Consider the following 4,830-nt stretch of genomic DNA (forward strand, 5'->3'; position numbering starts at 1 on the left):
GCGCTTGGAGGTGGTGCGCCGTTCGGCAGACGCCAAAGGCTTTACCGTGTTGCCCCGCCGCTGGGTGGTGGAGCGGTCCTTCGGTTGGCTGGGGCGCTAGCGGCGCTTGTGTCGGGACTTCGAACATACCACCGTTTCCAGTGACGCTATGGTGTACTTGGCCAGTATCCGGCGCACGCTGCGGATGGTGACGACGGAAAATACGAATTAAAAAACACTTTCTGAGAGAAGGTAGCGCGTTCTCAGTATTGATCTTCATCTACGCCACTCACTGATAGAGTAATTACGGAAACGCACGAATCATCATCTGCTGAAGTTCGTGGCAGTGCTTCACGTGATGCGATATGATTCTCTTCAATAGGGCTCCGCAATAGTTGTTCTTCACACTGACAATACGTAGCCTTAGTAAATGGGGGAACACAATGACGCAACAGCACTATACATGGGTCCCGCTTGTGGCACTCTTTGGGATGTTGTGGGTCCCTGTCGGCCAATACGAGTTTCTTATTGGTAACTGGATGAAGATAGGAACCTATGCGGTGCCTTTCCTGTTTTTTGGTGTACTCACAATGCGTGGACAGCATGAGACAGGTCCGCTGCTTGCTGATTTCAAGGTGCTATCGGTGGGGTTACTGGTCGCCTACATCCTTCACCAAGATGAGGAACACTGGATCGATCTGTTTGGCAATCGCTACGCGTTTCTAGGGCACATCAACCAGCTCTTTGCCACCTTTGGCGGGTGTCAAGACAGGATGCCGTGCCCACTGACCCCCGCAGCCATTTTTGTCATTAACACTTCGTTAGTGTGGCTCGTTGGCATGATTGCCATCTGGCGCGCACCGTCACATCTGTTCCCTGCGCTGGCAATGGCTGGCATCGTGCTCGTTAATGCGGTTTCTCATATTGGTGCTGCGGTGCTCCAGCGGGAATACAATCCAGGACTTTTGACTGCTCTGGTCCTGTTCATCCCGGCTGGGTTGTTTTTCTACGGGAAAGTGCTGGAGATACACTCCCACTATAAGCCGCAGGTCGTATTCAGCATGGTCTGGGCTGTACTTGCCCATGTGCTCATGGTCGGAGGCATGCTCGTAGCCAACCTGCTGAGGCTGATACCAGAGAGTGCGTATTTCTTTGCACTCGTCATGTGGTCATGTGTTCCTTTGTTCCTATTCAGGCGGATTGACGAGAGACCTCATTCTCGACTTTAGCCATTTTCCGATAGCAGGAGGGAGAAGTATCCTCTAGGATAGAGTTGCTGTTGCAAGGCAAACTCACACTCTGGAGACACTCCATGCCCTCACTGCCGGTAGAGATGATAGGAGTGTTGGCTCCCTTTGCGCAACTGTTTTCCGAGCCGGTGTGGCGCCACGCGCAGGTGCCGGTGATCGTGGATGAAGCGCATCATGCGGTCGCGGCAACGTATTGGCGGATTCTGGAACGGGCTGGCGCATTCAGGAAAGGTGGGCCGCTGTCCCTGGGTGTGACCGCAACCCCAACGCGTGGGGATGGCGTCGGTCTGAGCCATGTGTTTCAAAAGATCGTGTACCGGAAGACTTTGCTGGAAATGATCATGGCCGGCTACTTGGCCGATCTGCGTGCGATCCACATTCAGTTGTATGCGGACTTCCGACAGTTACGGACGCGGGCGGGAGATTTTGTCGATGCCGAAGTCGCCAACCTGCCGTTACACGTGCACGCACCCGAGCATATTCTGGCGGCGTACCAGGAACACGCACCAGGCCGGAAGACACTACTCTTCACCCCCACTGTCCATCTCGCTGAGCTCATGGCAGAACTCTTCAATGGTGCCGGCATTCCTACCGAACGTGTGCATGCCGACACGCCCCTTGACGAGCGACGTGCGTTGCTGCAGCGCTTTCGCACCGGAGAGACACGCGTGATCACCAATTGCGGGGTGCTCACGGAAGGCTACGATGAGCCTTCCGTTGATTGTGTGATTGTCGCTCGGCCAACCCAAAGCACGCCGCTGTTTACCCAAATGGTGGGCCGTGGCACACGACTGTACCCAAGTAAAACCGACTGTCTGGTGATCGACGTGGTCGGCGCTTCCACGCATCATCATCTGGCGAGCGTTGCTTCCCTGACCGGCTTACCTTTGCACGCGTTGCACACCCGTACGGTCAGAGAAGTGCAAGAACAACTGGAACAGGTCGAAGAGCGTCAGCCGGTCAAGGTGGAACGGACCGCACAGACGATGGACCTGTTTCGTCAGCGGCCGTTACACTGGCTGAAAGTGGAAGACTTCTTTTCATTGTCGCTGGGCGACCAAGGCTGGATTATTCTCTCACCTGAAGGAAAGGAAACGACACGCTGGCAGGCCGCCCTCATGTCACACAACGGCGAGATGACCGAGTTGGCCTCTGGGTACACACTCCCATATATTCAGGGCATTGCTGAGGACCATGCCCGCAAAGTGGGAGCCGGCGGGCTGACGAATCCGAAGGCGTACTGGCGGCAGAATCCCGCCAGTGACAAACAGCTCAATGTCTTACGCTATCTGCGCATTCCGCATCCGGTCCCACTCACCATGGGAGAGGCCTCGGACATGATTACCCAAGCGAAGATGCGCGAAGCAGTGATGCGAGCGGCAACCCGCGGAGTCCGCGCGTAACGAGTCCGTCTCCCCTCGTGTATCAGTCACTCGTAGTTATGCGACGATGCGTGCATACGTAGGCGGAGGATTCCCACGCAGGGTCGCGTATCGGGAGCGACGGGAGACCGCGTCATTTATCGCAGGCGTTCCCGCCGTAAGCGTGCCATGTACACAGCCTCTTCACAGCTGCGCGGTTCGTTATCGTCCAGCGACTGGTCTGGGGCGGCGAGCACATCGGCCCACACCCGCCCCTCGCCGAGTGGCGCATCAAGCGAGATCTCCCGACGTTGCGTCGCCAAGGCGGCGGCAATGTCGCGGGGCAATAAGCCGGTGGCCACTGCCAGTTCATCCGGTGAGACCGCGCGGGTCAGGAGCTGTTCGAGTTGTTCGGTTTTCCGGCGCAGCTGGCGCGCGATGCGCTGCTGCGCCCGGGACGGCAGCACAAGGCGCCGCGTGCGCAAGGAACGAGTCACGGCTTGCCGCAGCCAGTACATCGCGTAGGTGCGAAACCGTGCCCCGGCGCGGACATCAAACAATTCGGCGGCGGCCAGTAATGCGAGGGCGCCGTCTTGCCGCAAATCGAGTCCATCACAAAGTGGGGGCTAAGAAAAAAGCAGATGCCAAACCCTAAACAGCTTGCTAGGCTGCGAGCCAATGAGCAGTCAAGAGTCAGCGCCAGCCATTTACCAGTTTCGCATTTGGCTGCGTGGTATTAGCCCCACGATTTGGCGACGCATTCTTGTCCGCAGCGATAGTACCATCGCCGATCTCCATTATATTTTGCAGCTCGTCATGGGCTGGACCGATACCCATCTCCATACCTTCTTCATCCACGGCAAGGACTACGGCGTCTATCATAGCGGGGGGACGGTCTTTGCCGATGACCCGACCCACGTGTATCTCCATGATTTTCAGTTGCGTGCGCACGAGCGCTTTCTGTACACCTACGACTTTGGTGATAACTGGGAACACGAAATCCGATTGGAAAAAGTGCTGCCGATCAATCCCACACAGCGGTATCCAGTCTGTGTCGGCGGTGCCCGTGCCTGTCCGCCCGAAGACTGTGGCGGTCCCTGGGGCTTTCTCGCGCTCCACGATCACTTCCGCCCCGGATACACGATTCATCGAACGACGGAAATGTTGCACGAGCTCGCGCAGCAACGGAGGATCTTGGAGGAAGAAGAATACGAAGAACTCAGCCAGTTGCTCTACTGGCTCACGGCTGAGCGGTTTCCGCGTCGGCTCGTCAACCAACGGTTACGGTGGTATGCCACGGATGATCCTGGTTGGAGGGACGCACTATGCCTCTGAAGATGAAGATTCACGTGACCATTGAAACCGAGGGTGGTGAGAAGAGCACGACGCACGAGGTCGCGGAGCTCGAACGGACCGAACTGCACGCGGAAACCGTAGGTTTGACTTTGGCGGAAGCAAAGACGGTGTTGCACAAACTCCAAGAAGTCGTCGTCGCTCAGCAGGTGAAGGAGTATACTGCTCGGGAGCAACAGTCTCCCAGTTGTCACCGCGTCCGCACCAGAAAAGGCCGCCATCACATCACCTTCCGCACGCTCTTTGGCAAACTGTCCTTGGAGAGTGTTCGCTTCTATCAATGTCCGTGTGAAGGCCGAGGCCGAAGGAGTGTCAGTCCCCTGGCGGCCCTGCTCACGGAACGCACGGCCCCGGAACTCTGCTACTTGGAGGCGAAGTGGGCAGCGTTGATCTCGTACGGCATGGCGGCACGTGTGCTGACGGATGTGTTGCCACTAGACCAAGCTCTCCATCCGATGACGCTGGCACGTCAGGTGGCACAGATTGCGGAGCGGAGTGACGCAGAGTTAGGCGATGAACAAGGGGCGTTTATCGACGGCTGTCCACGCGACTGGGCAAACATGCCACGTCCAGAGGGACCGCTGACCGTGGGGATCGATGGTGGCTATGTGCATGCCCGTGATGCAACGAGCAGAGCGGGCACCAACATGGGGACGATCGCCTAAGAAAGTGTTTTTTAATTCGTATTTTCCGTCGTCACCATCCGCAGCGTGCGCCGGATACTGGCCAAGTACACCATAGCGTCACTGGAAACGGTGGTATGTTCGAAGTCCCGACACAAGCGCCGCTAGCGCCCCAGCCAACCGAAGGACCGCTCCACCACCCAGCGGCGGGGCAACACGGTAAAGCCTTTGGCGTCTGCCGAACGGCGCACCACCTCCAAGCGC

General features: G+C 57.4%; 6 protein-coding genes. 4 read left to right on the forward strand and 2 right to left on the reverse strand.

Annotated features, from left to right (window positions below; genetic code table 11):
- Positions 1 to 259 (reverse strand): hypothetical protein (locus tag FJ147_27220; GenBank protein ID MBM4259576.1); only part of this gene is annotated, 259 nt, incomplete at its 3' end.
- 211 nt (positions 260 to 470) lie between these two features.
- On the opposite strand from FJ147_27220, the gene FJ147_27225 reads away from it, so the two are divergent.
- Positions 471 to 1,208, forward strand: a complete 738-nt coding sequence (locus FJ147_27225; GenBank protein ID MBM4259577.1) for an HXXEE domain-containing protein — start codon at positions 471 to 473, stop codon at positions 1,206 to 1,208.
- An 83-nt stretch (positions 1,209 to 1,291) separates the two neighbouring features.
- Complete coding sequence (locus tag FJ147_27230) at positions 1,292 to 2,632, forward strand: hypothetical protein (protein ID MBM4259578.1); 1,341 nt, start codon at positions 1,292 to 1,294, stop codon at positions 2,630 to 2,632.
- Between the two features lie 116 nt (positions 2,633 to 2,748).
- Here the strand turns inward: FJ147_27230 and FJ147_27235 are convergent, their stop codons facing one another.
- Positions 2,749 to 3,192: a hypothetical protein gene (locus FJ147_27235; protein ID MBM4259579.1), complete on the reverse strand. Its 444-nt coding sequence runs from the start codon at positions 3,190 to 3,192 to the stop codon at positions 2,749 to 2,751.
- A 76-nt stretch (positions 3,193 to 3,268) separates the two neighbouring features.
- On the opposite strand from FJ147_27235, the gene FJ147_27240 reads away from it, so the two are divergent.
- Positions 3,269 to 3,925, forward strand: coding sequence for a plasmid pRiA4b ORF-3 family protein (locus tag FJ147_27240; protein ID MBM4259580.1), 657 nt, complete (start codon positions 3,269 to 3,271; stop codon positions 3,923 to 3,925).
- Positions 3,916 to 4,608, forward strand: a complete 693-nt coding sequence (locus tag FJ147_27245; GenBank protein ID MBM4259581.1) for a hypothetical protein — start codon at positions 3,916 to 3,918, stop codon at positions 4,606 to 4,608. Before FJ147_27240 ends, FJ147_27245 begins: the two co-directional genes overlap by 10 nt.
- The last annotated feature ends 222 nt before the right edge of the window (positions 4,609 to 4,830 follow it).

This window comes from Deltaproteobacteria bacterium (assembly GCA_016874775.1).
Lineage (GTDB): Bacteria > Desulfobacterota > Binatia > Bin18 > Bin18 > VGTJ01.

Coding starts and splice junctions, on each gene's coding strand:
- FJ147_27225 (MBM4259577.1), top strand. CDS start 471: ATGTTGTGGGTCCCTGTCGGCCAATACGAGTTTCTTATTGGTAACTGG.
- FJ147_27230 (MBM4259578.1), top strand. CDS start 1,292: ATGCCCTCACTGCCGGTAGAGATGATAGGAGTGTTGGCTCCCTTTGCG.
- FJ147_27240 (MBM4259580.1), top strand. CDS start 3,269: ATGAGCAGTCAAGAGTCAGCGCCAGCCATTTACCAGTTTCGCATTTGG.
- FJ147_27245 (MBM4259581.1), top strand. CDS start 3,916: ATGCCTCTGAAGATGAAGATTCACGTGACCATTGAAACCGAGGGTGGT.